At 65.3% G+C, this 1,137-nt stretch carries 1 protein-coding gene; it reads left to right on the top strand.

What is annotated here, in order from left to right; all coding sequences use genetic code 11:
- Positions 1-1,137, top strand: a 1,137-nt coding sequence (locus DM374_RS32535; RefSeq protein WP_157969812.1) for an autotransporter outer membrane beta-barrel domain-containing protein, incomplete at both ends; no start/stop codon positions are given.

Here is a 1,137-nt window from a genome sequence, read left to right as displayed (position 1 = left end):
CTCGAACCTGGCGTTCATCGACACCAGTCTGGTCTACGGCACCAACGACGTCAGCCTGTCGGTCGCGCGTAACGGCGTGGCCTTCGCCGATGTGGCCGTGAGCGACAACCAGCGTGACGTCGCCGCCGCCCTGGGTTCGGCAGCCGCACCGGCCAGCCTGAACAGTGCAATCACCAGCATGGATCGCGCTTCGGCGCAGGCCGCGTTCGACAGCCTGTCCGGCGAAATCCACGCCAGCACCGCCAGCGTGCTGCTGGAGGATTCCCGCTACCTGCGCAACACCGTCAACGACCGCATGCGCCAAGGCGATTGCGGCAATGGCGATCCACGCAGCGTGCTGGCTCCGACCAGCGGCCTGCAGAGCACCAGCAGTGGTTGCCAGGGGCAGGGCGTGGGCTGGATCACCGCGCTGGGCGGTTGGGCCACGCATGACGGCGGCAGCGGTGTGGCCAGCGTCGATCGTGACCTGTCCGGCTTCATGCTCGGCTTCGACAACAACCTCAACGACGAATGGCGTGCGGGTATCGCGGCGGGCTACACCAAGACCAGCCTCGATGCCAACAAGCGCAATTCGGATGCGTCGGTCGACAGCTACCACCTCGCTACCTACCTGAGCTACCAGCTTGATGCCTTCGCCGCACGTATGGGCGCCGGTTATAGCTGGCACGACATCGACACCAAGCGTCATGTCGCCGTCGGTAACTACAACGAAGAGCTGAAAGCCAAGTACAAGGCGGGCAGTGCGCAGGTGTTCGGCGAAGTGGGTTACACCATTGAAGCCGCAGGCGTGGCGCTGGAACCGTTCGCCGGGATCGCTTACGTCAACTACGACAGCGACACCGGTCGCGAGAAAGGCGGGGCGGGTGCGCTGGAGGCCAGTTCGAAACAGGACGCGACCTTCACCACCGTTGGCCTGCGTGCCGGCAAGCAGTTTGTGCTGGGCAATGGCACCACCCTGACGCCACGCGGCAGCCTCGGCTGGCGCCATGCGTTTGGTGATACCCAGCCGGATGCGGACCTGCGCTTTGTGGATGGTGGCGCGGCGTTCAGCACTCAAGGCGTACCGCTGGCGAAAGATGCGGCGGTGATCGAGGCGGGGCTGGATGTGAGTGTCGGGGCGGCGGGCAAGCTGGGTGT

Origin of the sequence: Pseudomonas huaxiensis (assembly GCF_003231275.1) — a bacterium.
Lineage (GTDB): Bacteria > Pseudomonadota > Gammaproteobacteria > Pseudomonadales > Pseudomonadaceae > Aquipseudomonas > Aquipseudomonas huaxiensis.
This window is presented reverse-complemented; position numbering and strand designations above follow the sequence as displayed.